The sequence below is a fragment of the Micromonospora sp. NPDC049275 genome (assembly GCF_043197115.1).
Lineage (GTDB): Bacteria > Actinomycetota > Actinomycetes > Mycobacteriales > Micromonosporaceae > Micromonospora.
This window is the reverse complement of record NZ_JBICSN010000005.1, coordinates 148,129-172,768: the sequence shown is the minus strand read 5'-3', so window position 1 is coordinate 172,768 and position 24,640 is coordinate 148,129. Positions and strand designations below refer to the sequence as shown.

The 24,640-nt window shown below is 74.0% G+C and carries 21 protein-coding genes; 14 read left to right on the top strand and 7 right to left on the bottom strand.

All coding sequences use genetic code 11. The features are described from left to right. The first annotated feature begins 171 nt into the window (after positions 1 to 171). Together ACGFIE_RS18110 and surE are read left to right on the top strand one after the other, a co-directional pair. Complete coding sequence (locus ACGFIE_RS18110) at positions 172 to 1,149, top strand: 1-phosphofructokinase family hexose kinase (protein WP_393295965.1); 978 nt, start codon at positions 172 to 174, stop codon at positions 1,147 to 1,149. Beyond that, positions 1,146 to 1,973, top strand: a complete 828-nt coding sequence (gene surE, locus ACGFIE_RS18105; RefSeq protein WP_393295963.1) for a 5'/3'-nucleotidase SurE — start codon at positions 1,146 to 1,148, stop codon at positions 1,971 to 1,973. Before ACGFIE_RS18110 ends, surE begins: the two co-directional genes overlap by 4 nt. A 19-nt stretch (positions 1,974 to 1,992) precedes the next feature. On the opposite strand, the gene ACGFIE_RS18100 is transcribed toward surE, so the two are convergent. Continuing rightward, entirely contained in the window at positions 1,993 to 2,355 is a 363-nt protein-coding gene (locus tag ACGFIE_RS18100) for an STAS domain-containing protein (RefSeq protein WP_007463546.1), read from the bottom strand. A 399-nt stretch (positions 2,356 to 2,754) separates the two neighbouring features. Between ACGFIE_RS18100 and ACGFIE_RS18095 the strand changes: the two genes are divergently transcribed. Beyond that, positions 2,755 to 2,895 carry a hypothetical protein gene (locus ACGFIE_RS18095; RefSeq protein WP_234589220.1) on the top strand — a complete coding sequence of 47 codons (141 nt, stop codon included), beginning with the start codon at positions 2,755 to 2,757 and terminating at the stop codon, positions 2,893 to 2,895. A 139-nt stretch (positions 2,896 to 3,034) separates the two neighbouring features. Continuing rightward, positions 3,035 to 3,442, top strand: a complete 408-nt coding sequence (locus ACGFIE_RS18090; RefSeq protein WP_393295960.1) for a hypothetical protein — start codon at positions 3,035 to 3,037, stop codon at positions 3,440 to 3,442. Positions 3,443 to 3,617: 175 nt separating this feature from the next. On the opposite strand, the gene ACGFIE_RS18085 is transcribed toward ACGFIE_RS18090, so the two are convergent. After that, complete coding sequence (locus ACGFIE_RS18085; RefSeq protein WP_393295958.1) at positions 3,618 to 6,383, bottom strand: cellulose binding domain-containing protein; 2,766 nt, start codon at positions 6,381 to 6,383, stop codon at positions 3,618 to 3,620. A gap of 421 nt (positions 6,384 to 6,804) precedes the next feature. Here ACGFIE_RS18085 and ACGFIE_RS18080 point away from each other — a divergent pair, with 421 nt between their 5' ends. The 3 genes from ACGFIE_RS18080 to ACGFIE_RS18070 all read left to right on the top strand — a co-directional run bounded on the left by ACGFIE_RS18080 (position 6,805) and on the right by ACGFIE_RS18070 (position 8,660). Further along, complete coding sequence (locus ACGFIE_RS18080) at positions 6,805 to 7,491, top strand: BON domain-containing protein (protein ID WP_393295956.1); 687 nt, start codon at positions 6,805 to 6,807, stop codon at positions 7,489 to 7,491. Positions 7,492 to 7,617: 126 nt separating this feature from the next. Then, positions 7,618 to 8,115, top strand: coding sequence for a redoxin domain-containing protein (locus ACGFIE_RS18075; RefSeq protein WP_393295954.1), 498 nt, complete (start codon positions 7,618 to 7,620; stop codon positions 8,113 to 8,115). Beyond that, positions 8,112 to 8,660 (top strand): thioredoxin domain-containing protein, encoded by a 549-nt coding sequence (locus ACGFIE_RS18070; protein WP_363683426.1) that lies wholly within the window; start codon positions 8,112 to 8,114, stop codon positions 8,658 to 8,660. Before ACGFIE_RS18075 ends, ACGFIE_RS18070 begins: the two co-directional genes overlap by 4 nt. Before the next feature lie 34 nt (positions 8,661 to 8,694). Here ACGFIE_RS18070 and ACGFIE_RS18065 read toward each other — a convergent pair whose 3' ends face one another. Further along, the gene (locus ACGFIE_RS18065) at positions 8,695 to 11,766 is read right to left on the bottom strand and encodes a LuxR C-terminal-related transcriptional regulator (RefSeq protein WP_393295953.1); all 3,072 of its coding nucleotides are present in this window, start codon (positions 11,764 to 11,766) and stop codon (positions 8,695 to 8,697) included. A 76-nt stretch (positions 11,767 to 11,842) separates the two neighbouring features. On the opposite strand from ACGFIE_RS18065, the gene ACGFIE_RS18060 reads away from it, so the two are divergent. The 5 genes from ACGFIE_RS18060 to serS all read left to right on the top strand — a co-directional run bounded on the left by ACGFIE_RS18060 (position 11,843) and on the right by serS (position 17,258). After that, a complete protein-coding gene (locus ACGFIE_RS18060; protein ID WP_393296391.1) occupies positions 11,843 to 12,277 on the top strand; it encodes a hypothetical protein in 435 nt (144 codons plus the stop codon). Then, entirely contained in the window at positions 12,274 to 13,422 is a 1,149-nt protein-coding gene (locus tag ACGFIE_RS18055; RefSeq protein ID WP_393295951.1) for an alcohol dehydrogenase catalytic domain-containing protein, read from the top strand. The genes ACGFIE_RS18060 and ACGFIE_RS18055 overlap by 4 nt, the downstream gene beginning before the upstream one ends. A 49-nt stretch (positions 13,423 to 13,471) precedes the next feature. Then, positions 13,472 to 14,719, top strand: a complete 1,248-nt coding sequence (locus ACGFIE_RS18050) for a saccharopine dehydrogenase family protein (protein ID WP_393295949.1) — start codon at positions 13,472 to 13,474, stop codon at positions 14,717 to 14,719. A 25-nt stretch (positions 14,720 to 14,744) separates the two neighbouring features. Then, entirely contained in the window at positions 14,745 to 15,881 is a 1,137-nt protein-coding gene (locus ACGFIE_RS18045; protein WP_393295947.1) for a MerR family transcriptional regulator, read from the top strand. A 93-nt stretch (positions 15,882 to 15,974) separates the two neighbouring features. Then, complete coding sequence (gene serS, locus ACGFIE_RS18040; RefSeq protein ID WP_393295945.1) at positions 15,975 to 17,258, top strand: serine--tRNA ligase; 1,284 nt, start codon at positions 15,975 to 15,977, stop codon at positions 17,256 to 17,258. A 20-nt stretch (positions 17,259 to 17,278) separates the two neighbouring features. On the opposite strand, the gene ACGFIE_RS18035 is transcribed toward serS, so the two are convergent. From ACGFIE_RS18035 to ACGFIE_RS18020, 4 genes are read right to left on the bottom strand one after another with little or no spacing between them, the layout of a single operon-like run. After that, a complete protein-coding gene (locus ACGFIE_RS18035) occupies positions 17,279 to 18,166 on the bottom strand; it encodes a cytochrome c biogenesis CcdA family protein (protein ID WP_393295943.1) in 888 nt (295 codons plus the stop codon). Continuing rightward, positions 18,163 to 18,780, bottom strand: coding sequence for a TlpA family protein disulfide reductase (locus tag ACGFIE_RS18030; RefSeq protein WP_393295941.1), 618 nt, complete (start codon positions 18,778 to 18,780; stop codon positions 18,163 to 18,165). Before ACGFIE_RS18030 ends, ACGFIE_RS18035 begins: the two co-directional genes overlap by 4 nt. A gap of 41 nt (positions 18,781 to 18,821) precedes the next feature. Continuing rightward, positions 18,822 to 20,285 carry an NADH-ubiquinone oxidoreductase-F iron-sulfur binding region domain-containing protein gene (locus ACGFIE_RS18025; RefSeq protein ID WP_393295939.1) on the bottom strand — a complete coding sequence of 488 codons (1,464 nt, stop codon included), beginning with the start codon at positions 20,283 to 20,285 and terminating at the stop codon, positions 18,822 to 18,824. Next, positions 20,285 to 21,943 (bottom strand): hypothetical protein, encoded by a 1,659-nt coding sequence (locus ACGFIE_RS18020; RefSeq protein WP_393295937.1) that lies wholly within the window; start codon positions 21,941 to 21,943, stop codon positions 20,285 to 20,287. Before ACGFIE_RS18020 ends, ACGFIE_RS18025 begins: the two co-directional genes overlap by 1 nt. Before the next feature lie 269 nt (positions 21,944 to 22,212). On the opposite strand from ACGFIE_RS18020, the gene ACGFIE_RS18015 reads away from it, so the two are divergent. Together ACGFIE_RS18015 and ACGFIE_RS18010 are read left to right on the top strand one after the other, a co-directional pair. Continuing rightward, the gene (locus tag ACGFIE_RS18015; protein WP_393295935.1) at positions 22,213 to 23,658 is read left to right on the top strand and encodes an alpha-amylase family protein; all 1,446 of its coding nucleotides are present in this window, start codon (positions 22,213 to 22,215) and stop codon (positions 23,656 to 23,658) included. Positions 23,659 to 23,724: 66 nt separating this feature from the next. After that, positions 23,725 to 24,630, top strand: a complete 906-nt coding sequence (locus tag ACGFIE_RS18010) for a L,D-transpeptidase (RefSeq protein ID WP_393295933.1) — start codon at positions 23,725 to 23,727, stop codon at positions 24,628 to 24,630. The last annotated feature ends 10 nt before the right edge of the window (positions 24,631 to 24,640 follow it).

Sequence of the window (24,640 nt, the reverse complement as noted above, 5' to 3'; positions counted from 1 at the left end):
CCGTCTCCCGACGTCGCTGGTCGCACGATCGTCCCGTACACGGCCCAGGGTGGCAACGCCCGGACGGACACCGTCCGTTGTCCTGCTATTCGCGCAGCGTTCCCATTACGGTCGGCTGATGGGAAATCACCGGTTGTGACGAAAGGACGGGCACATGAACGGTGACGACCGATGAGCGGGCACGTGATGGTCTTCGCGCCCACCCCGCAGCTGACCGTGACGGTGGACCAGCCGAACGACCAGCCCGAACTGCACCTGCACCCCGGCGGTCAGGGCGTCTGGCAGGCACGCATGGTGCAGTCGCTCGGAGTCGACGTGGTGCTCTGCGCCGCGCTCGGGGGCGAGATCGGTCAGGTGCTGGAGCCCCTGCTGGTCAGCGAGGGGGTGGACCTGAAGGTGGTGGTCCGGGACTCGGGCAGCGGCGCGTACGTGCACGACCGGCGGGACGGGTCCCGACAGGAGATCGTGGACGTGCCCGGGGAGCGACTGAGCCGCCACGAGCTGGACGAGTTGTACAACCTGGCGCTCGGCGAGGGGCTGCGCGCCGACGTGAGCGTCCTCAGTGGCCCGAACGCCCCGTGGCTCGTCCCGGCCGACCTGTACCGCCGCTTCGCCGCCGACCTCGGCGCCAACGGCAGCCGGGTGGTGGTCGACCTGTCCGGTGACCACCTGGGGGCCGTGCTGGACAGCGGCGTGTTCTTCCTGAAGGTGAGCCACGAGGAGCTGATCCGCGACGGGCGTGCCCGCAGCGGGGAGGGTCCGGAGCTGACCCGGGCGATGTACGACCTGCACGCCGCCGGCGCCGAGACGGTGGTGGTGAGCCGGGCCGACCAGCCCGCGCTGGCAATTATCGACGGGGAGCTCTTCGAGGTGGAGATGCCCCGGCTGGAGGCCGCCGATCCGCGCGGTGCGGGCGACTCGATGACCGCCGGAGTGGCCGCCGTCATCGCCCGTGGCGGCGACATCCGGACCGCCATCCGCACCGGCGCCGCCGCCGGCGCGTTGAACGTGACCCGGCACGGGCTGGGCACCGGACGGCTGGACTCCATCACCGGCCTGGTGGAGCGGGTCCGGCTGGTCCCGGCGGACAGCCGGCAACAGGAGCGGACCACCCCTGACGAGTTGGCCGACCGCGTGGTCGAGCGATGACGCTGCGGGTGCTGGTGACCAACGACGACGGGATCGCCGCGCCGGGCATCCAGGCGCTGGCCCTGGCCGCCGCCCGGCGGGGCCTGGACGTGGTGGTCGCGGCGCCGCTGGAGGAGGCCAGCGGCACCAGCGCCGCGATGAGTGCGGTGGAACGCGACGGACGGGTGGTGGTGCACGACCATCCGCTGCCCGGTCTTGCGGGTGTGCCGGCGTACGGGGTCGGTGGCTCACCCGGCTTCATCACGCTCATCGCGCTGCACGGCGCGTTCGGCCCGCCGCCGTCGGTCGTGTTGTCGGGCATCAACCGGGGCGCCAACGCCGGCCGTGCCGTGCTGCACTCCGGCACTGTCGGCGCCGCGTTCACCGCGGCCTCGAACGGGTGCCGGGCCATGGCGGTCTCGCTGGACGTGCTCTCCGCGGGCGAGGCGACGGCCGCCAGCGGCGGGGCCGCGGTGGACGCCGCAGCCCGGGTACGCGACGCCGAACGGCACTGGGACACCGCCGCGCGGGTAGCCCTGGACCTGCTCCCCCGGCTGACCTCCGGGCCGCCGGAGAGCGTGCTCAACGTCAACTCCCCGGACCTGCCGCACGGGCGGCTGCGCGGTGTGCGTCGCGGCGGGCTGGCCAGCTTCGGTCAGGTGCAGATGACGGTGGCCGAGTCGGGGCACGGCTTCGTGCGTACCTCATTGGAGGAGCCCGGCCAGGCCGCGCAGCCCGGCACGGACGTGGCGTTGCTGGCCGCCGGCTATGCGTCGGTGACTGCCATCCGAGCGGTCACCGAGGTGACCGACGTCGACCTGACCGGTCTGGACGAGCAGCTCTGACGGGTGAGAGCGGCGGCGCTCAGGCGCCGGGAAGCACCTCTGGGGTGGCGGCGCCGGCGAAGTAGGGCTCCGGCGCCCCGAAGAGACCGAGCAGACCGGTCACCCAGAGTTGACGGTGCACGAACCGGCTCGGCTCGGTGACCACCAGCTTGACGCCGCTGACCTCGGCGGTCTGGAAACCGGCGACCATGGCGCTGATGCCGACGGAGTCGATGAAGGTGACCAGCCTCATGTTCAGCTCGATGCGGAGCGGGCGGCTCTTGGCCAGCACCTCCGCGATCGCTTCACGCACCTCGTACGCTGTGTCCACGTCGATTTCGCCCCGAGGGGCGATCTCCACGACACCACCGGACAGGACCGACTTCACGATCGACAGGCTCACGCGAGCACCTCCACCCGCCCGTCCCCCGGGCGCCTCATCAGTACGCGGGCCGCGACCGAGAGTATTCCTCCGACGGCCTCGGTCGCCACCCCTCGGGATGAGCAATTCACGGATCCGGGCGCACAAAGTCGCCCATATCCCCACTTTTCGGCATCTGATCATTCAATACTTTTCGTTATCTGCCCACTCCGCGATCGGTCGGAACCAACGCGTCGCCGGACCAGGGTAACGGTCGACGCCTGACACGCCCGACATGCGGCGTGCCCCGGACACCGGCCCCCGCACGGCGCCGGCGTGTCGGACCATGGTCCCCGACGGCGCCGGTCGGATCCGGCCGGACGGTTGCCGGCGCCACCTAGCATCGGCCCGGGACACCCACCGTGACGGAGAGGACCTTCGATGATCAAGCGACTGGCCGGGCTGGCCGGGGTAGGAGTGCTGCTCGCCCTCGTTCTGGCCTGCGGTTTCGGCGGCGGGGACGACGATGACGACGACGATGACGACTTCGCCCGCGGCGCGGCCGTGGTGGCGGTGCGCTGAGGAAGCCGCCGAGCCGCGCCCGAGGCGGGTTTGCGCCCGGTCGGCCCGGGGCACTGCGGAGTGAGCGAACCGTGCCGCGCTGGACAGACGCCGAAGTCCGAAGTGGCCGGCGGCTTCGGCACCCGAGGAGGTAACCACGATGTTCGGAACCAACCTGCTGGACCGGCGCAGCAAGCCGGAGCGGATCGCGGACCAGGCGTGGGAGCACCTGCTCTCCGCCGTCGGCTCCGCGGGAGACAGCGTGCGGGACACCGCCCGTTCGGCGCGGCGCAGCGGCGGTGACCTCGCCGACGGCGCGGGCGACCTGGTGGGCTCCGCGGCGGAGGAGGCCCGGCGTCGGGCCTCGCGCGCCTTCGACGCGCTCGCCGGGCGCCAACCGGCGCTGCCGTGGACGCTGCTGATCGGGGCCGCGCTGGTCGGCGCCGCGGTCGGCTGGGCCGTCGGCTCCGCTGCCCGTGCCGCTGGCAGCCGGGACGACCGCGCGGTCGACGACGTCGAGTTCGTCGACGTCGACCGCCCCAACTCCCCCGTCAGCCTGGACGACTAGCTCCCCGACACCCCGAGCGGGCCCCGCCGACCTTCTGGTCGACGGGGCCCGCTCGCTGTGTGCGGTGGGTGGTGGGGCGGCCGGGATGGGGCCGGTCCGCCGGGGTGCCGGACCCCTCAGGCAGCCCCGGCGGACCGGTGTTCTCGGGTGGCCCGGACGACGCCGGGCCACCGGGTCAGCGACTCGTGCAGGTCACGGTGGCCGGCGGCACGTTGCTGCCGGTCCAGGAGGCGAGGAAGCCGATCGTGGTGCTGGCGCCGGCGCCGAGCGCGCCGTTCCAGCCGCTGTCCACGACCGAGACGACCGCCCCGGTCTGGGTGTGGGTGCCGCCCCAGAGTTGGTTGATCCGCTGACCGTTGGGGAAGGTCCAGCCCAGCGTCCAGCCGGCGATGGGCCGGGTGCCGGGGTTGCTGACCACCACCTCGGCCTGGAATCCGCCCGACCAGGAGCCGGTCACCCGATAGGCCGCCGCACACCCACCAGTCGGGGGCGGCGTGGTCGGAGGCGGCGTGGTGGGGGGCGGTGTGGTGGGGGGCGGCGTGGTCGGGGGCGGCGTGGTCGGGGGCGGCGTGGTCGGGGGCGGTGTGGTGGGGGGCGGCGTGGTCGGGGGCGGCGTCGTCGGGGGCGGCGTGGTCGGCGTACCGCCGGTGCGGTCGGCGACCAGGATGCCGCGACCGTTGGTGCCGAGGTAGACGCGTCCGTAGACACGCGGGTCGCCGGTCAGCGCCTCGGTCGGGTTGCCGTACTGGTGGCGGTCGTCGTTTATGCGTACCCAGGTCGTGCCGCCGTCGTCGGAGCGGTGCACGCCGGGTTGACCGTCCACGGTGCCGTAGAGGAAGACGGCGGGGTTGGTCCGGCCGGGCGCCGCCTTGCCGAAGCCGACGTTGCCGGAGGCGCTGACGCCGCCCAGTTTGGTGAAGCTGGCGCCGGAGTCGGTGGAGCGCCACAGCCCGCCCGGCCCGGCCAGCCACAGCTCACCGGACTTGCCGGGCAGCGCCTTGAACCGGACGTCGGTGGTGGGCAGGCCGGTCGCCGCCGTGGCGGTGAAGGTCGCGCCGCCGTTGGTGCTCAGGTAGACCCGCCCGCCGCTGAAGCCGTAGAACCGGTTGGGGTCGACCCGGTCGGACTCGATGATCGCGTTGGCCGGGATGCCGGCGGACGGCGACCACGAGTTGCCGAAGCCGACCGCGTAGACGACGCGCTGGCCGGCGTCGCCGGGCGCCCAGACGAAGCGGCTGCCGTCGGCCGCGGCGGCGACCGTGCCGCCGGTGTTGACCCCGGACGGCTCGGTGCCCTGGAACCACGTGGCGCCGCCGTCGGTGGAGAAGGCGACGTGGCTGTCGTTGGGCCGGTCCGCGTCGGTGAAGCTGCCGGCGCGCACCAGTACGGCCGGTTTGCTCTCGGCGTAGTCCAGGCTGGTGGTGCTCGTGAAGACCGGCTGGGTGAAGAGCATCGCCGGAATGGTGTCGAGGTCGGTGTGTCGGAACCCGCCGACGTCGCCGAGCGCGCTGATCAGTGGCGCGCCGCTGGGCGGGCTGACCAGGTCGAGGACGGCGGTCTCCTCCAGGCCGCGGACCATCGGCCGCAGGGTGAGCTGACCGCCGGTGTCCCACTTGGTGAGGTCGGTGGTGCCGTAGATGGTGGCGCCGGTGCCGTACATCATCCGGTTGGAGTCGTGCGGGTCGATCTCGACCGACTCGTTCATCCAGCCGAGCTTGGGCGTGGACTCCGGAGGCGCGGGGTTGGTGCCGAAGGTCAGCCACGGCACCGAGCTGATGTCCATGGTGTAGCGGCGGGACCGCTCGGGATAGCTGGTGAAGTCCCAGATCCGCGTCCAGGTCGCCCCGCCGTCGGTGCTGCGGAAGAAGATCGCGTCCGGCCACCAGGAGACCTGGGTGGCCACCATCAGCGTGTTCGGGTGCTGCCGGTCGATGGTCAGGCCGCTGTAGCCGAAGTAGTCGTCGGCACTGGTGGAGGGTATCGGGCTGATCCGCGTCCAGGCGCCTGTCGACCGGTTGAACTTCCAGACGTCGCCCTTGCCGCCGTCGTACGGGCCGCCGGTGTCGCTGGTGGCGATGTAGAGGTGACCGCCGACCGGGTCGACGACACCCTTGTGGGCCAGGTAGCCGGTGGGCTGCCCGGGAATGCGCGACCAGGTGACACCGCCGTCGGTGCTGCGGTAGACCGGATTCTCCTTGTCCGCCACGCCCACGTAGATCGTCTGGGTGGTGGAGCCGGCGGCGCCGGTGCTCTTGTCGAAGCTGACCCAGGTGAGGCCCTGGTTCTGCCCGTTGTAGCCGTTCGGGTCACTGGGGTCGGCCCGGTAGTTGCCGGCGTTGGGGAAGGCGGTGACGCGGGCCCAGGTCGCCCCGTAGTCGGTGCTGCGCCACAGGCCGTTGCCGCCCTCGGCGCCGTAGTAGACGATGTTGTTCCGGTTGGGGTCGACGGCCAGCCGCTCACCCATGCCCCGGCCCGGCATGTTGCCGCCGTTCTTGAACGGCAGCTCGGTGGCCTGCCAGGTGGCGCCCTTGTCGGTCGAGCGCAGGATCGCGCCGTTGTTCGGGTCCCAGCCGTTGGTGTACATGCCGACCGCCGCGTACACCCGGTTGGTCTGCACCGGGTCGGTGGCGATGCTGACCACGCCGTTGTAGCCCCAACGGTCCGCGCCGACCCAGTCGAGCAGCGGCGTCCACGACTGGCTGGACTGCTCCCAGCGGTAGGCCCCGCCGATGTCCGTCCGGGCGTAGATCAGGTTCTTCTCGGTGGGGTTGAAGACGATGCCGGGCACGAAGCCGCCGCCGCCGACCGGGACGTTGCGCCAGGTGTACGCCTCGGCGGCGGCCGGGGCCGGCACCGAGCCCGCGGCGGTGATGGGGACCGCCACGACGGCCGCGGCGACGGCCAACGCCGACACCAGAGCGCCGGTCAGTGATCTGGGCATCTGTGGTTCCTCTCGGGGTGGAGACCCGGGAGACGGGATCGACCGCTGTGTCGTCGTGGCCCGGGGGACGGGCACGCCGACGCGGAGACGGATCGACCGAACGTGGCGCGTCGCGGCCCGGGGGACGGACGACGACGCGGGGGACGGATCGGAGCTTGCCCTGGCTCCAACCACCCGACGCGAGGCTCCCGCAATCGAGGAACTTGCTCACCTTAACCGATTCGACGCCGCTATGGAAGCGCTCCCATCATCGACGGCGGTACCCGGTCGACGGGCAGCGCGGGCAGGTCCGGCGGGTCGGTCGCCCGCATCGGGTGAGGCCCGCTCACCCGCGTGACCGGCACGATCGGATCCCGGCGGGCCTGCCGGCCACTGTCGTCACCCGGTCCGCCAGCCAGTGCACGCAGCGGAGGGAGGGCCGATGGCCATCGCGACGATCACGCGTACCGACCAGGACATCCAGTCCGCCGTACTCGACGAGTTGACCTGGGAACCCCGGGTGCAGCCGCACGAGATCGGCGTGACCGTCGCCGAGGGCGTCGTCACGTTGACCGGGCGGGTGGACAGCTATGCGAAGAAGTGGGCCGGGGAACGGGCCGCGCACCGCGTGGTCGGGGTCCGGGCGGTCGCCAACGACCTGACCGTGCAGTTGTCCGGCAGCGACGAGCGCGCCGACCCGGACCTGGCCGCCGCGGCAGGCAACGCCCTGGAGTGGGACGCGTTCGTGCCCATCGAGAAACTCCAGGTCACCGTCTCGGCCGGCTGGGTGACGCTGCACGGTGACGTCGAGTGGGAGTACCAGCGCCGGGCCGCCGAACGGGCGGTCGGCCGCCTCACCGGCGTGCGTGGGGTGAGCAACGGCATCACCGTCCGGCCGAGCGCGCCGCCGGACGGCGCGAACCTGGCCGGCCGGATCGTGGACGCGCTGGCCCGAGCCGGCGCCACCGAGGCCGAGCGGATCACCGTCCGGGTGCACGGCGACACGGCCGTACTCGGCGGACTGGTGCACTCGATGCCCGAACGCGCCGAGGTGGAGCAGGTGGCCTGGTCCGCGCCTGGCGTCCGGGAGGTCCAGAACCACATCGCTGTCGCACCGGTTCTGCGCTGAGCCGACGGCTGTCGGGTCAACGCCGGCTGGCAGACGCCGGACGAGGTGGCGTCAGCGCCACCGGCAGCGCGGAACCACCCGGGACGGGTGAGCCGGCCTCACCCGTCCCGGGAGCAGGCTGGGTGCATGAGTGATCCGAACGGGCTGATCCAACCCGGGCGCCCCGCGCCCGGCTTCACCCTGCCGAGCACTCCGGACGGGCGCCAGACCGGCCCCGAGCAGTTCCGGGGTCGCCCGGTCGTGCTCGCCTTCTACCCCGCCGACTGGAGCCCCGTCTGTGGGGACCAGATGTCGCTCTACCAGGCGGCGGCACCGGTGTTCGACCAGTACCAGGCGATGGTGCTCGGCATCTCGGTGGACAGCGCCTGGTCGCACCGGGCGTTCGCCGAGAGCCAGGGCATCACCTTCCCGCTGCTGTCCGACTTCGAGCCCAAGGGTGAGGTGGCCCGCCGGTACGGCGCGTACACCCCGCGGGGCGAGGCGGCCCGCGCGCTTGTGGTGCTCGACCAGGCCGGGACGGTGGCGTGGAGCTACCTGTCGGCCCCCGACGTCAACCCGGGCGCGGACGGAATCTTCGACGCGCTGGACAACCTCGCTCGCGATCGAAAGGTGATGGCCGGATGACCACCCCACTTCAGGTCACCGCCCGGCTCCGGGAGCCGGTGACCGTCGAGGACCACGTCCGCGGGCCGTCCAACGCCGCGGTGACAGTCATCGAGTACGGCGACTTCCAGTGCCGGTTCTGCGGCGCCGCGTACCCGAACCTGCACGAGTTGCTGCGTCAACGCGCCGACACGGTACGGCTTGTCTACCGCTACTTTCCCATCGCGAACGTCCACCCGTACGCCGAGCGGGCGGCGGAGACGGCGGAGGCCGCCGCGGCGCGGGGGAAGTTCTGGGAGATGCACGACTGGCTGTACGAGCACCAGGACCAGCTGGACCCGGTGCACCTCTCGCTCGGTGTCGAGCAGCTCGGGCTGCCGCCGGACGAGCTGAACGGCGAGGTGGAGCGCCGGACGTTCGCCGACCGGGTCCGCCGGGACTTCGTCGGCGGTATCCGCAGTGGGGTCAACGGCACGCCGACGCTCTTCGTCAACGACGTCCGGCACGACGGCGGGTACGACCTGCCCGACCTGCTGGCGGCCGTGGACGCGGCGGCGAACGCCTGACCGTGGCGGCCGATCCGGGCGGCTCTTGAGCCGCTCAGATCAGCCGCAGCTCGCGCGCCCGCCGGACCGCCTCGCGCCGGCGGGTCGCGCCGAGCTTGCGGTAGATGTTTCGCACGTGCGTCTTCACCGTGTTCACCGACAGCGACAGCTCGGCGGCGATCTCCACGTTGGACAGGATGCTCTGGAGGTACCGCAGGATGGTCAGCTCCCGCTCGGTGAGCGGCTCGTCGAGCAGGCCACCGGGCTCGGCCGCCGGCCGGGGGGCGCTCTCCTCGACGCCCCGGACCAGGTCGCTGACGAGCGAGAAGTGCGCGGTTCCCGCATCCAGGTGAGCGGCCAGCAGGTCCCGCACCGACGGCTGAGCCCTGGTGAACGCTCGTCGGCAGCCCTGCGGGCCGGCCAGGTCCAGCACCTGCTCCAGGACGCGCCCGGCCCGGCGTCCGTCCCCGGCCCGCTCGGCGAGCACCGCCTCCAGCAGGCCGGCGTCCAGGCGTACCGGAAGGGGCCAGGCGGCGGCGGGCGGGGCCTGCCAGTCCGGCAGCGCCCGCCCGGCAGCGCCCAGATCGCCGGCCCGCAACTCCACCCGGCTCAGTGCCACGTCGAGCGCCGGCGTGGCCGGGTCGCCTGTGACATCGGCCAGCAGGTCCCGGGCACCGTCCAGATCACCTCGCTCGGCCCGCGTCTCCACCTCGGCCGCCCGCACCAGACTCGACAGTTCGGCGGCGGCCGGCCCGTCGGGCAGGGCCTCCCGGGCGCGGGCGAGCAGCCGCTGGGCGCCCGCCAGGTCGCCGACGTCCCGGTCCAGCCACGCGCGACACAGCGCGAAGACCGCTGCCGCCACCGGCTCCCCGCCCGGTCCGGACCGGTCCGGCGGACCCGCCCCCGCGACGCCGTCCGCGCCGCGCGCCGCGCCGATCGCGCCGGTCGCGTTGTTCATGGCCGCAGCGCCGGCCAGCCCCACAGCGGCGGCAGCGCCGGTTGCCGGGGCGGCGAGCGCGAGGTTCGCGGCAGCCTCCTCGGGCTGGTCACGATGCACGGCCACGACGGCCAACGCCAGGTACGCGTAGCCGCAGTCGAGCCGGCAGGACCAGCCCCGGCAGGACGGCATCTCCAGCGCGTCGCGGGCCGCCACCTCGGCCGCGCGCAGGTCACCGCGAACGGCCAGCAGGAGCGCCGACCGGCTGGCCCCGACGAGTTCGGTGCGCGGCCGACCGGCCTCCCGGGCCGCCGCCCGGGCCCGGACGAACCGCGCGTCGGGCAGCCCGCCGGCGGACAGCTCGACGAGACCGAGCGCGGTGCCCGTGAAGGCCCGCAGGTCGGCGTCGTCGGCGTCCGAGCCGGTGGCGATACCGGCCGCCCGACGCTCCGACGAGCCCGCCTCCGCGCGCGCCGGACCCCGCGCGCCCTGACGAGCCGGTGGGCCGGCTGGCGCGCGCCCCGGCGGCGACGCCTGACGACCTGGTGGGCCGGCCGGCGCGCGCTCCGGCCGCGAGGCCTGACGATCCGTTGAGCCGTCGGTCGGGCGGGTACGGAGCAGCCGGGCGGCGGCGACACGCGCCTGCGGCAGGTCACCGGCGAGCCGGGCCACTGTCAGCTCCACGGCCGTCGCCAACCGCAGGAACCGGTCCCGTCGCGGCACGGGCAGCGCGCCGGCGTACCCGGCGGCGGTGCGCAGGTGGCCGGCGGCAGCGGGCAGGTCACCGGCGTACGCCCGCTCGGCGGCGCAGGCCAGGGCGACCTCCGGGTCGGCCCGCACCACCTCCGGCGGCGGGGACGGCGGCGGGGACGATGACGTCTCGGTGACCGGATCGCTGTCGTAGCGGGTCAACTCGGGCCAGTGCGCGACGAACAGGTCGCCGGCCAGGTTCCACCGACCGGCGGCGAGGGCGTGCCGCAGCCCGTCGACCGGGCGGCCGGCGCCGGCGTACCAGTCGGCCGCCCGCACGTGCAGCTCCCGCACCTCGTCGGCGGGCAGCCGGGCCAGCTCGGCGCGGAGCAGGTCGGCGAGCAGCGGGTCACAGCGGTACCAGGGCGGGCGGGTGCCCTCCGGGTGCAGCAGGCCGCCGGCCCCGGCCAGGTCGGCCAGGGCCCGCCCGGCGTCCGCGCGGCCGGTCAACGCCTCGGCCAGGTCGGCGCAGACGGTCTCGGCGAGGGCCGTACGGCGCAGCAGGTCCCGGTCGGCCGGGTCGATTGCGGCCAGGACCTCCTCGTGCAGATAGCCGGCGATCTCCGGTTGGTCGCCGCCGAACTGCCCCACCCAGCGCTCCGGGTCGGGCTGATCGCGCAACGCCAGCGCGGCGATCCGCAGCGCTGCCGGCCAGCCCCCGGTGCGCTCGCGCAGCCGACGCACCGCGGCCGCCGGCAGTGCCGCGCCGTGCGCGGTCAGCAGGTCGGCCACCTCGTCGTCGGTGAAGGCCAACTCGTCCGGGCCGACCTCGGTGAGCTCACCGGCGAGGCGCAGCCGGTGCAGGGCCAGCGGCAGCCCGGCCCGCGCCCCGATCACCAGGTGCAGCCGCTGCTCGGAGTGCCGCAGCAGGAACTCCAGTCCGGTCAGCGCCGCCGGGTCGGTGATCCGGTGCAGGTCGTCCAGGACCAGCAGCACCGGCTGCTCGGCGGCGGCGAGGCCGGCCGCCAGGAGTTCCAGCTGGTCGGGGCGTGGTGGGCCGGTGGGCAGCGGTGTCACCAGGTCGTCGTCGGCCGCCCCGGTGGCGGTGCGCAGCGCCGCAGCCAGGTACGCCCAGAGCCGGTCGCCGTCGTCGCCGGCCTCCACCGAGACCCAGGCCGGCGAGGGCGCGGGCCCGGGCTCGGTCAGCCGGACCCAGGAGGCGAGCAGTGTGGTCTTGCCCCAGCCGGCGGGCGCGGCGACCAGGGTGACCGGCCCGGCGCGGCCCTCGTCGAGGCGGCGCAGCAGGCGGGGCCGGGCCACCACCGGCTCGGGCGGCACGGTCGGGGTCAGCCGGGACGCCAGGAGCGGCCGCTGCTCCTCCCGGCGTTCGGGTGCCGTGCCGATCCGCGCGCGATCCTGCTGTTCCGGCACCCGGCCCCACCCCCACCGACGCGTTCCACCCCCGGTCGGCGAGCGGTTACCCGGCGGGGACCGGTTCACCCCTTCCGGGCGAGCCCGCTTCACCCGGGCGCGACAGACGATCGGCGGACTTGGACCGGGAGGACCGATGGGGCCGATCAGACGGCTGGCGCGGGCGAGATCCGTCGTCGGCGGCGGTGTGCGGGTCGGGGCGGCGCGGCTGGCGCGCGTACCCAGAAGGCGCCGCCGGCCCGGCGCGGACCGCGACGCGGCGGCCGGCTGGGAGGTCGTGACGGTGGACCGGCCCCCGGAGCAGGTCCTTCCCGACGGCCGGTGGCCGGAGCCGTTGCGCCATCTGGACGGCGTTGTCGAGGTGCGGATGCGGCCGGCGCCGGGTGACCGGGGCACCGAGCTGGCCGCCCGCCCGCTGGCCGACGCCGCCGCGGCGGCCGGCCTGGCCGCGCATCTGGTCGGTGACGACCCGCGGCTGCTGGTCCGCCGGACACTGCGTCAGGTCAAGCAGCGCGTGGAGGCCGGCGAGGTGCTGCGCGCGGACCGCTCGGCGCTGGACCGCCGGACGGTCCGCGGGTGAGGGCGCTGTGCTGGGTGGCCGCCGACGAGCTGGCGGTACGCGAGGTGCCCGACCCGGAGTTGCGTAACGAGCGGGACGTCATCATCCGCGTCCGCCAGAGCGCCACCAGCGGCGGCGACCTGCCGCTGCTGGCCGGTCGGGATCCGCTGCTGCGCACCGGTGACGTGCTGGGGGCGGAGTTCCTGGGCGAGGTGGTCGAGGCCGGTCCCGCCGTCCGGCGACACCGGGTCGGCGACCGGGTGGTGGTCGGCGCGAGTGTGGCCTGCGGCGGCTGCTGGTACTGCCGCCGGGGACGGCACTCCTGCTGCGACAACGGCGGCCCCGACGTGGCGAGCGTCGATCCGGACCGGGGGCGTTCCGACGTGGGCTGCTTCGGCCGGCCCCGGGCGGCGGGCGGCTTCGCGGGCGGGCACGCCGAGTACGTCCGGGTGCCGTACGCGGACGTGGGCGCGTTCCGGGTGCCGGACGCGGTAGGCGACGACCGGGCGCTGTTCGCCGCCGACGTGGCACCGACCGGCTGGCTGGCGGCCGAGCTGGGCGAGGTGCGGCCCGGCGACGTGGTGGCGATCTGGGGCGCGGGCGCGGTTGGTCAGGTGACCGCTCGCGCCGCGACGCTGCGCGGTGCCGCCCGGGTGCTCGTCGTCGACGGGTACGCCGACCGGCTGCGGATGGCCGAGCGGCACGCCGGGGCGGAGCCGCTGGACTACCGCCGCACCGACGTCGCGGCGGAGCTGCGGGAGCGCAGCGGTGGGCGCGGCCCGGACGTGTGCGTGGTCGCGGTGGGCGTACCGCCGACGCGGTCGGTGGTCGATCGGCTGGCCGGCCGGGACGTCGACCGCCCGGACGCGGTGCGCGAGGCGGTGCACGCCTGCCGCAAGGACGGCGTGGTGGTGGTGCTCGGCGGGGCCGAAGGGCACGTGGACACGTTTCCGCTGGGCGCGGTGACCGACAAGCGGCTCACGGTGCGGGGGTCGCGCCGACCGGACCTGCGGGACGTGCCGATGCTGCTGCACCGGATGGCCCGCGACGAGCTGCGAACCGAGCACCTGGCGACCCACCGGCTGCCACTGGAGGACGGCCCCCGCGGGTACGCGCTGTTCCGCGACCGCGCCGACGGCTGCGTCCGGGCCGTGTTCACGCCGTGACAGGCGTTCCCGATCGGCGCTTGGCGATGGCGGGTGGCAGACTCGGGGGATGGCTGGCGAGCGGGCGTACGACGTGGTGCTGTTCGGGGCGACCGGCTTCACCGGCGGGCTGACGGCCGAGTACCTGGCCCGACACGCGCCGCCCGGGTTGCGGTGGGCGCTGGCCGGGCGCAACCCGGATCGCCTCGCCGCCGTGCGCGACCGGCTCGCCGCGATCGATCCCACGCTCGGCGACCTGCCGCTGCTCACCGCCGACGTGACCGACGCAGGGTCGCTGCGCGCCGTGGCGGAGAGCGCCCGGGTGGTCGCCAGCACCGTCGGCCCGTACGTCCACCACGGGGAGCCCCTGGTCGCGGCCTGCGCCCGGGCCGGCACCGACTACCTGGACATCACCGGGGAGTCGGAGTTCGTCGACCTCATGTACGTCCGCCACCACGCCGAGGCGACCGCCACCGGCGCTCGGCTGGTGCACGCCTGCGGGTTCGACTCCATCCCCCACGACCTGGGCGTCTGGTTCACCGTCAAGCAACTGCCGGCCGACGTCCCGATCACCGTCGACGGCTACGTCCGCGCCGGTGGCCGGTTCTCCGCCGGGACGTACCATTCCGCGCTCACCGCGTTCGCCCGGACCGGGGAGGCCAGCCGGGCCTCCCGGGCCCGCCGGGCGGTCGAGCCGCGCCCCGCCGACCGTCGGGTCCGGGCGGTGCCCGGCAAGCTGGCCCGATCGGCGGAGCTGGGCATCTGGACCGTGCCGCTGCCGACCATCGACCCGCAGGTGATCAGGCGTTCGGCTGCGGCCCGCCCGGAGTACGGCCCGGACTTCCGCTACCGGCACTTCGCCGCCGTGAAGCGGCTGCCGACCGTGCTGGTCAGCGCGGTGGGGCTCGGCGCGCTTGTCGGTCTGGTGAAGGTGCCGCCCACCCGGCGGTGGCTGCTCGGGCGGCTCGCCTCCGGGCAGGGCCCGACCCCGCAGCGGCGGGCGTCGTCCTGGTTCCGGGTCCGGTTCGTCGGCACCGGCGGCGGGCGACACGTGGTCACCGAGGTCGCGGGCGGCGACCCGGGCTACGACGAGACGGCGAAGATGCTCGCCGAGTCGGCGCTGTGCCTGGCGCTCGACGACCTGCCGCCAACCGCCGGCCAGCTCACGCCGGTCACCGCGATGGGTGACGCGCTGCTGGACCGGCTGGTCCGGGCCGGGCTCACCTTCCGGGTGCTGAAGCGGGACGAGAGCGCCCCGACACCGCCTGCGGCGGCCAGACCGGACGCGGCGACACGGGACGCGGAGCCGGCGGCTTGACCCTCGACCAGGTCGAGGGGGCAGGATGCCCGGCGTGGTGAGCGACCTGCACAGCATCGGCGAGTTGGCCCGGGCCAGCGGCCTGACCGTCAGCGCGCTGCGCTTCTACGACTCGGCGGGGGTGCTGACGCCGGCCCTGGTCGACCCGGTGACGGGTTACCGCTGGTACACCGACGAGCAGATCGGCCCGGCCCGGCTGGTCGCGGGGCTGCGTCGGGTCGGCATGCCGGTGCCCGAGATCGCCGCCGCCGTCCGCGCCGAGCCTGCCGAGGTGCACCTACTGCTAGACGCGCACCTGCGCCGGCTGGTCGACGGGCTGGCCGACGCCCGCCGCGAGATCGGCCGGCTCCGGGCCCTTGTCGACCCCACGCCCACGACGGTGACCACGCTGCTGCTCTCCCCCGCCGAACTGGCAGCCGCGCTCGACGCGGTGCGCTTCGCCGTCGGCGTCGACCCGGAGCTGCCGGCGCTGTCCGGGATGCTGCTCGACGTCGAGCCGGACGGCGTGCGGCTGGTAGCGACCGACAGGCACCGGCTCGCGCTGGCCCGGGCCGGCGCGGTCGTCGACGGGCCGCCCGCGCGGGTGCTCGTGCCGGTGGATCTCGTCGACCGGCTGCGCCTGCTGCTCGACACCGCCGATGCCCGGCCGGTGCGGCTCACCGTGGCCGGCGTCGACCTGCGGGCCGAGGTGGCCGGTCGGACGCTTACCGGCACCGCCCTGCCGTACGACTTCCCCGACTACCGTCGGCTCCTGCGCGAGGCGGTCGGCGAGCGGCCGGCCGCGTACCGCATCCCGGTGGACGTGGTGGCGCTGCGCGCGGCGCTGCGCGACCCGGCGGCACCCACGCTGGCCCGCGAGTACGCCGGCACGCCGCTGGCGGTGTCCGTCCTCGGTCTCGACGACTCCGGCGGCCTGCGCCTGCTGCACCCCGCCGAGCTGACCACGGCCGACCCGGCCGCGGAGCTGTCCACGGCCGATCCGGCCGCCGAGCGGAGAAGCGGGCTGCGGTTCGGGGTGAACGGCCGGTACCTGCTCGACGCGCTGGACGCGGCCGGCGGCCCGCAACTGGTGCTGGAGGTGGACGGCCCCATCGCCCCGCTGGCCGTGCGGCGGCCCGACGACGAGGACACCTTCTCCGTGCTGATGCCGATCCGGCTGTAGAAACCGGTCGCGCTCCCCGTAGTGGGGTGGAAACGTGCGCGACGGTAACATCTGCTGGTTCAGTGAACCCCGGACGGAGGCGTACGGAGCAGCATGCTCGACATGGAGTTGATCCGGAAGGATCGCGAGGCGGTGGCGACCGCGCTGGCGAAGCGTCTGGATCCCGCCGAGGTCGATCGGGCCCTGGACGAGATCCAGCGACTCGACCAGGAACGACGCGCCCTGATCACGGAGATCGATGCCGACCGGCAGCGCCGCAAGGCCGAGGCCCGCGCGTACGCGCAGGCCAAGCGCGCCGGCACCGAGCCGCAGGTCGCCGCCCCGGAGGGGGAGCGTAAGCAGCTCGCCGACCTGGAGTCCCAGTTGGACGAGGTGCAGGCCCGGCTGCGCGACGCGATGAGCGAGCTGCCGAACCTGCCCAGCGACGACGTCCTGCCCGGTGGCAAGGAGGCGAACCGGGTCGTCAAGACCTTCGGCGAGCCGCCGGTGATCGAGAAGGTCCGCGATCACGTGGAGCTGTCCCGCGCGCTGGGGCTGGTCGACTACGAGCGCGGGGTCAAGCTCGGCGGCTCCGGCTTCTGGATCTACACGGGGGTCGGCGCGCGGCTGGAGTGGGCGCTGCTCAACTACTTCGTCGACCAGCACATCAAGGCCGGGTACGAGTTCCTGCTCCCGCCGCATCTGCTGCTCGACTCGGCGGGTTTCGCCGCCGGCCAGTTCCCCAAGTTCTACGACGACGTCTACCACCTGGACGCCGACTCCGCGCCACGTGGACAGTTCCTGCTGCCCACGTCGGAGACGGCGATCCTGGGCGCGTACCAGGACGAGATCCTGGAGACCACGAAGCTGCCGCTGAAGGCATTCGCGTACACGCCCTGCTACCGGCGGGAGTCGGCCGGGTCGCACTCGGACGAGCGCGGCACGGTGCGCGGCCACCAGTTCAACAAGGTGGAGATCTTCCAGTTCACGCTGCCGGAGCAGGCCGACGCGGCACTGGAGGAGATGCTCGCCCACGCCGAGAGCCTGGTGGAGGGGCTGGGTCTGCACTACCAGCGCACGCTGCTGTCGGCCGGTGACGCGAGCGCCTCGATGAAGAAGACCCTCGACATCGAGGTGTGGATGCCGAGCACCGGCAAGTACAAGGAGGTGTCGTCGGTCTCCTGGGCCGGCGACTACCAGGCCCGCCGGGCGGCCATCCGCTATCGCGAGCCGGGCGCCAAGCAGACCCGCTTCGTGCACACGCTCAACGGTTCGGCGCTGGCCACGAGCCGGCTCTTCCCGGCCATCCTGGAGCAGTACCAGCAGGCCGACGGCAGTGTCCTGATCCCGAAGGTCCTCCAGGACCGCCTGGGAACAGACCGCCTGACCCCGCGCTGATCCGGCCGTCGATCATGAAGTTATTGCCCCTCACCTCGGCGTGTCGCGGCAATAACTTCATGATCGACGCCGAGGGGGCGGTGGCGGCGGCGCCGTGGGAGTCGGGCTGCCAGCAGCAGGGCTGCCAGGGTGGCCAGGAGCACCGTGGGGCCCAGGGTGTCGACGGCGTCGGCCAGGGTTTGCTGGACCTTCGTTGCCGCCTGGATCACCGGGTCGTGTCGGGCGTCGCGGTGGCCGGCGGCCAGCCGCAGCTCGTACCAGCCGTACCAGGCGACGTAGCCGCCGGCGAGCAGCAGCACCAGGCCGCTGAGCCGGGGCACCAACGCGCCGGCGACGCGCAGCCGGGCCACCAGCCCGTCGCGCAGCAGCGCCACACCGAGCGCGGCGACCGCGACCACCAGACCCATCCCGAGGGCGTACGCGCCGAACAGGGCCAGCCCGCGCCCGGTCGAGCCGGCCTGGAGGCTGGTCACCACGATGGCCAGAAAGGGTGCGATGGCGCAGCCGAGCGAGGCGAGCGCGTACGCCGCGCCGAACAGCGCCATCGACGGCCAGGACCTCGTCAGCCGGGGCGCGCGGGCCGACCAGCCGGGAGCGGGCAGCCGCCGACCGGCGAGCAGCCAGCAGCCGGCCACCAGCAGCAGCAGACCGAGCGCCACGGTCAGCCACGGCAGCCGGGGACGCAGCCAGCCGGCCAGCGGCGCGAGCGCCAGGCCGAACGCGCCGAAGACCACCACGTACCCCACTGTGAGCCCGGCCGCCGCGGTGAGCGCGCGGCCGACCGCGCCGCGGGCGTCCGACGCTCCGGCGACCAACAGCGAGAGGTACGCGGGCAGCAACGCGAAGCCGCACGGGTTGACCGCGCCGAGCATGCCGGCGGTCAGCGCGAGCAGCAGCGGGGCGGTCACGCCCCGGCCAGGGCGGCGACGCGGGCGGTGAGCGACTCACCGTCCAGGAAGCCCTGGTGGACGATCCTGCCGTCCCGATCGATGATCACGAAGATGCTCTGCTCGGTCACCGTGAACCGCTTCCAGAGCGTGCCCTTGCGGTCGTCGATCTGCGGCATGTCACCGAGGTCGAACTCGCTGACGAAGTTCTTCATGTCCCGCTGCTCGCCGAGCCCGGCGACGCCGACGATCGGAACGGTGTCCCGGTAGCGGGGCGCGATCTCGGCCACCGTCCACGCCTGGCTGGCGCAGGTGGCGCACCACGGCGCCCAGAACCACAGCACCACCGGCCGGCCGGCCAGTCGCGTCGCGTCGAACGCGCTGCCGGTGAGGGTGGTCCCGGTGAAGCGCAGGATGTCCGGGACCGGGGCGGGCGCGGCCGACGGCGAGCCGGTCGTGGGGGCAGCCGGGGTGGCCGGGGAGCTGGTCGGGGCCGGCGCGGTCCCGGCGGCGGTGGCGTCGGGCGGCACCGTGCCGGTGCAGGACGCCGTGGCGAGCAGGGCGGCGACGAGCGCCCCCGCGACGGCGGTGCGGGGCGCGTACGCCGCCGCTGTCCGCCCGATCGGCTTGCGCATCCGCAGCTCCGTTCGACAGGTGTGGTGGTCGGTGCCCTTCCCTACTCGGCCTTCGCGAGGCGAAGGGCGAGTTCCGGGCAGACCTTGACGGCCTTCAGTGCGCCCTCGCGTAGCCACGTCGGCACGGGCGTGGCCGGGAACGCCGGGTAGCCGTTGCCGTCGAGCCGGATGAAGTCCGGGACCACGTGCGCGCAGAGACCGTGCCCGTCGCAGCGGGACCAGTCCAGGGTGAGCTTCTGCGGGTTGGGGTCGGGCGCGCCGGGCAGCCCCATGACGCCCTTGACCCGCCGGCCGCAGCCGTCCCCGGTGCTGTGCAGCCGCAGGTCGTCGGCGAAGACCTCGATCGCGGAGAGGGCGAAGCGGGCCGTGCCGTCCGGGTGGCTGCACGCGCCCCGGCCCTTGACCTCGCCGGCCGCGGCCCGCACCACGTCGGCCGGTTGGCTGCCGGCCACGGCCAGGTCGACCGCGCGGGCCAGGTCCGGCAGACCCATCTTGCACGGGCCGCACTGGCCGGCGGACTCCCCGGCCAGGTAGCGCACCACCTGGGCGGCCTCACCGAGCGGGCAGGTGTCGACGCCGATGGGGATGATGATGCCCGCGCCGAGGGTGCCGCCGACCGCGGCGAGGCCCCTGCGGGAGACCTCGGCCTTCTCCGCCGCCTCCGGGGTGATCCACTTGCCGTGGTAGCCGCCCATCAGGATGCCCTGGACGTCCGGGACCTCGCACAGGTCGAGAACGTCGCGCAACGGCATGCCGGCCGTGCACTCCACCACCGCCGGACGGCCCGCCGCGCCGGTAACGGTGAGCAGCACGGTGCCCGGCTCGTCGTCGGTGCCCAGGGCCGCGTACTCGTACGGGCCGAGCCGCGCGCCGACGGCGAGCTGGGCGTACGTCTCTGCGTTGGACAGCAGGGTGGGCAGGCCGCTGACGCCGGAGTCGCTGGAGCGCTTCTTGGTGCCCGGAGGGATGTGCGGCAGTCCGTTGATGCCGTTGACAAGCGCCCCGCCCTCGCCGGAGATGAACCGGTGCGGCACCGTGACGATGGTGGTCGGCACCGGCATCCGGCGCTCCGCGAGGGCCTCCATGAGCGAGTCCCGCCCGACACCGTCGTCGGCCACGCCGATCACGATCTCCTCGGCGTCCAGCGCGTACGCGGTGAGCGCCGCGCCGTCGAGGATCAGGTGCGGGGCGCGGGTGAGCAGCACCTTGTCCTTCCAACTGGCCGGCTCGCCCTCGGAGGCGTTGACGACCACCACGGCGGCGAGGTCCTGCCGCTCGCAGGACTCCAGCACCGCGCGCAGTTTGCGGGCGAACGGGAAGCCCGCCCCGCCCTTGCCCTTGAGCTGCATGCCCTCGACGAGTCGGAGCAGCTGCGCGGGCTCCATCGGGCCGATCGGCCCGTGCACCTCCTCGTGCGCGAGCAGGTCGAGGCGGCCGTACTCGGCGAAGCCGGCGGTCAGCCGGGGTTCGCCCACACAGGCGACAGGTGGTACGGCGGTCCGCATCACTTCGCCTCACCCCGCAGCCCGGCCCAGTACGCCCCGTCCACGGCGTCCGCGCTTGCCTTGCGGCGCTTCGCGGACCGGCCCTCGCCGGCGGCCCGTCGGGCTCGCCGCGACGCCAGGTCGACGAGGGTCGGGGTGTCGTCGACGGGCGGCGGCACCTCCTCGGGGACGTACCGCGCCGGCGGACGCCAGTAGTCCGGCTCCTCCGGCAGGTCGTCCTCGGCGCTGTGCCGGCCGCTGCCGCTGCGCGGCGCCGCCGAGATCGGACCGGCGGAGATGGGGCTCGCCGAGATCGGACCGGCCGAGATGGGGCTCGCCGAGATCGGACCGGCGGAGATCGGCTCGGCGGACTGCCAGCGGCGCGGGCTGTCCCACGGCTCCTCGGGCTCCTCGACGGCCCGTCGGGGCGGCGCCGAGTACCGGGTGCCCTCGTCCTCGGAGCGGGACCGGCGGCTGCTCCGCTCGGCGGCCGGCTCCTCGGCGCGACGACGCCGGGTCGGGGCGGCCTCCTCGTCCCCATCACGGGTGCGCGACGTGCGCCGCCGGGTCGCCGGCGCCACCTCCTCCTCGACGCTACGCCGGCTCGACCGGCGGGTCGTGGTCTCCGCTTCGTCGCGCCGCCCACGCGTCGGCCGGTCGGCGTCCTGCCGGGCGGCCGGCGCCTCGTCGCGCCGCCGTCGGCTGGGCCGGGCCGGCTCCGCGAGCGAACCGGGCTCGGGCACCACCGGAACGGTGAACCGCTCGGGGTCGCGCCGCCGCGGGCCGGCCGGCGCCGTCCAGGTGGCGGTGGTGGCCTCGGCCCAGGCCGGGCGCTTGTCCTCGCTTGTGTCGCGGCGGCGGCTCAGGCCGGCCAGCAGCGACCGGCCGCGGCCCTCCTCGGTGGCCCGCCCGGCCAGCACCGCGTTGCGCACGGCGGCCTGGTGCTGCTCCCGGCTGCGCCGGCCGATGGTGACCGAGAGTCGGACCAGCAGCGCCAGCACGACGAACAGGATGCAGGCGAGGTAGCTGAGCACCACCCAGGACTTCGCGGCCCGACCGGCGTTGAGGCCGTGCAGCACCGCGAACGGCCACGCGAGGTACGCGGTGGAGTGCAGCGACCGCCACAGCCACTTCGGACCGACGCCTGCGAAGCGGGCCCGGATGATGCCGGTCCAGATCACGCTGACCATGAGCAGGGCCGCCACCGTGCCGAGGCCGACGTAGAGGCCCCGGCCGCCGACGAACGGCACCAGCGAGTCGGTCGCCGCCGCCCGACCGGTGGCAATCTTGGTGAGGACGTGGAAGAGCAGCCCTGCCGCGCCCAGGACGCCCGTGGCGCGGTGCGCCGACTGCATCAGCACTCGGTGCGAGATGCTCAGCACCAGGCGGTCGGTGGCGAGCAGGCCCAGCATCACCGTGAGGCTCAACGACACCAGGGCGACCACCCCGGCGAAGAACTCGGTGAAGAAGAAGCCGTACGCGTACGCCGTCTGGCCGGCGCCGGTCAGCATGGTCGCCGCCCAGAGCCCGGCGAGGACGGACGCGATCAGCAACGTCGTCGCCGAGCGCGACCGGGTCCGCACCCCCCGACTGCTGGTGCTGGTCCGGACCTCGGTGGCCTTCTCGTTCTGCTTTGCCCGGGCCATCTGCTCCTCGATCGTCTCGCGGCGGCGTACCACCGGCCGACCCCTGCTCCCCCATCCAGTACGGGCCGGCGGGGCGAGCGGATCACCCGGGGCGGGAAATTTCTGGGCTGGATCGAACCGACAGGCATCGGGACGCGTGTGGCGGCCACCGTGGACAGCGACCGCCATCCATGCATTGACAGCCGTTGCAACACGCTTGTAACCTTTCGGCAAATTTCAGCATGGGTTGCAAGATTCGAGCAGCCGCTGCGCTCCCCCACCGCACCGCCACCCCCACCCCCCGCTCCCCGTCAGGAGTCCCGATGCACCGACGTCGACGCGGCTCGGCGATCCTCGCCCTCGGCCTGGTCGCCAGCCTGCTCGTCCCCCTCACCGCGACGGCGCCCCCGGCCGCCGCCAGCCCGTCCGGCGCCAAGAAGGTCATCGTCCAGCTCTTCGAGTGGAACTGGCCGTCGGTGGCCAGCGAGTGCCAGAGCACGCTCGGCCCGAAGGGCTACGGCTACGTCCAGGTCTCACCCCCGCAGGAGCACGTGCGGGGCAACCAGTGGTGGCTGGCGTACCAGCCGGTCAGCTACCGGATCGAGTCCCGCAAGGGCACCCGGGCCCAATTCCAGTCGATGGTGAACACCTGCCACGCGGCAGGCGTCAAGGTGCTCGTCGACGCCGTCATCAACCACATGTCCGGTCAGGACAACGGCGGCACCGGCTGGGCCGGCTCGTCATACGCGCACTACGACTACCCGGGCATCTACCAGACCCAGGACTTCCACCACTGCGGGCGCAACGGCGGCGACGACATCGCCAACTACAACGACAGGTACGAGGTGCAGAACTGTGAACTGGTCAACCTGTCGGACCTGAAGACCGAGTCGGACTACGTCCGTACGAAGATCGCGTCGTACCTCAACGACCTGCTCTCGCTCGGCGTGGACGGCTTCCGGCTGGACGCCAGCAAGCACATGCCGGCCGCCGACATCGCCGCGATCAAGGGCAAGCTGTCCCGCTCCGCGTACGTCGTGCAGGAGGTCATCTACGGCGGCGGCGAGCCGGTCGGGCCGACCGAGTACACAGGCAACGGCGACGTGCACGAGTTCCGCTACGGCAAGGACCTGGCCCGGGTGTTCCGCTCGGAGAAGCTGGCGTACCTGCGCAACTTCGGCGAGGGCTGGGGGCACCTGCCCACCGGCTCGGCCGCGGTGTTCGTGGACAACCACGACACCCAGCGCGACAGCAGCGGCGTGCTGACCTACCGCGACCGGGGCATCTACGCCCTGGCGAACGCCTTCATGCTGGCCTGGCCGTACGGCTCGCCGACGGTCATGTCCAGCTACACCTTCAGCGACCGCGACGCCGGACCGCCCTCGGACGGCGCGAACAAGACGCTCAACACCACCTGCTACTCCGGCTGGGAGTGCGAGCACCGCTGGCCGGTGATCGCCAACATGGTCGGCTTCCGCAACGCCACCGAGGGTGCCGCCATGGCCAACTGGTACGACAACGGCAACAACCACATCGCGTTCAGCCGCGGCGGCAAGGGCTTCGTCACGCTCAACGACGAGGACTCCGCCGTGAACGGCCGCTCGTACTACACCGGGCTGCCCGCCGGCCGGTACTGCGACGTCATCCACGGCACGTACGCCGGCGGCACGTGCAGCGGGCCGGTGATCACGGTGGACGGTAACGGCTGGTTCGCCGCGAACGTGCCGGCGCACGACGCGGTGGCCATCCACATCGGCGCGCGGGTCTGAGCGTCGGGGTCCCCGGGTATCGGCGAACCGGGGGCCCCGAACCACCCATCGACATAAAGTGGTTTGGTGCCGTTTGACCGAATGTCCCCGTACCGTCGCCGGGGTGCCTGGGTGGTCACCGCCGTCGCCGTGGCCGCCCTGCTCATCACCGCGCTGCTTGTCGGCCAGGCCCTCACCCCGCGCTCGACGAACCCCGACCGACCCGTGGCAGCCGACCCGACGCCGAGCAGCATCGAGCAGGGCCCGGAGGAGTCCGTCCCGCCGGCCGCGCCCGCCCCGGCCGGTCTGCCGGTGCTCGACTACGACCCCGCGCCCAAGGGTTTCCCCGCCGACCCGGCCACCATGGACACCACGGCGCTGACCGAGGGCGTGCACCCGACCCGGAAGATCGCCGCGTACGACGCGCCAGGCGGACGGCCGCTTGCCTTCCTCGAACCGACGCTCGCCGGTGTCGAGCTGACCGTGCCGATAGCGCAGCGGCGGGTCGGCTGGACGGCAGTCCTGCTGCCCTCGGCCAACAGGCGTCTCGCCTGGCTCCCGCCCGGCGGGTTCGACACGGTGGCGCTGCGTGACCAGATCGTGGTGGAGCGCAAGGCGCACCGGCTCACCTGGTACCGGGCCGGCAAGGCGGTGCGCTCCTGGGAGACGAGCCTCGGCCAGTCCGGGCAGGAGACGCCGCTCGGTCGGACGTTCGTCCTGGGCCGCACCCCACCGCCGGAGGAGGTCTACGGCGGGGTGGACATCTACGCCCTCGGCTCGGTGCCCGACGACCCGGAGGCGGTGCCCACCGGGCTGCGCGGCGCGCACATCGGCCTGCACACCTGGTACAACGACGACGACCTGGGCGAGAACACCACAAACGGCTGCATCCGGGTCACCCGCAGCGGCCAGCGGGAACTGCTCGCCGAGGTCCGGCCCGGCAGCAGCCTGGTGGTGGTCGACCAGCTCCCCACCCCGCCGCCGACCGCCTGAGCGGCGCCGC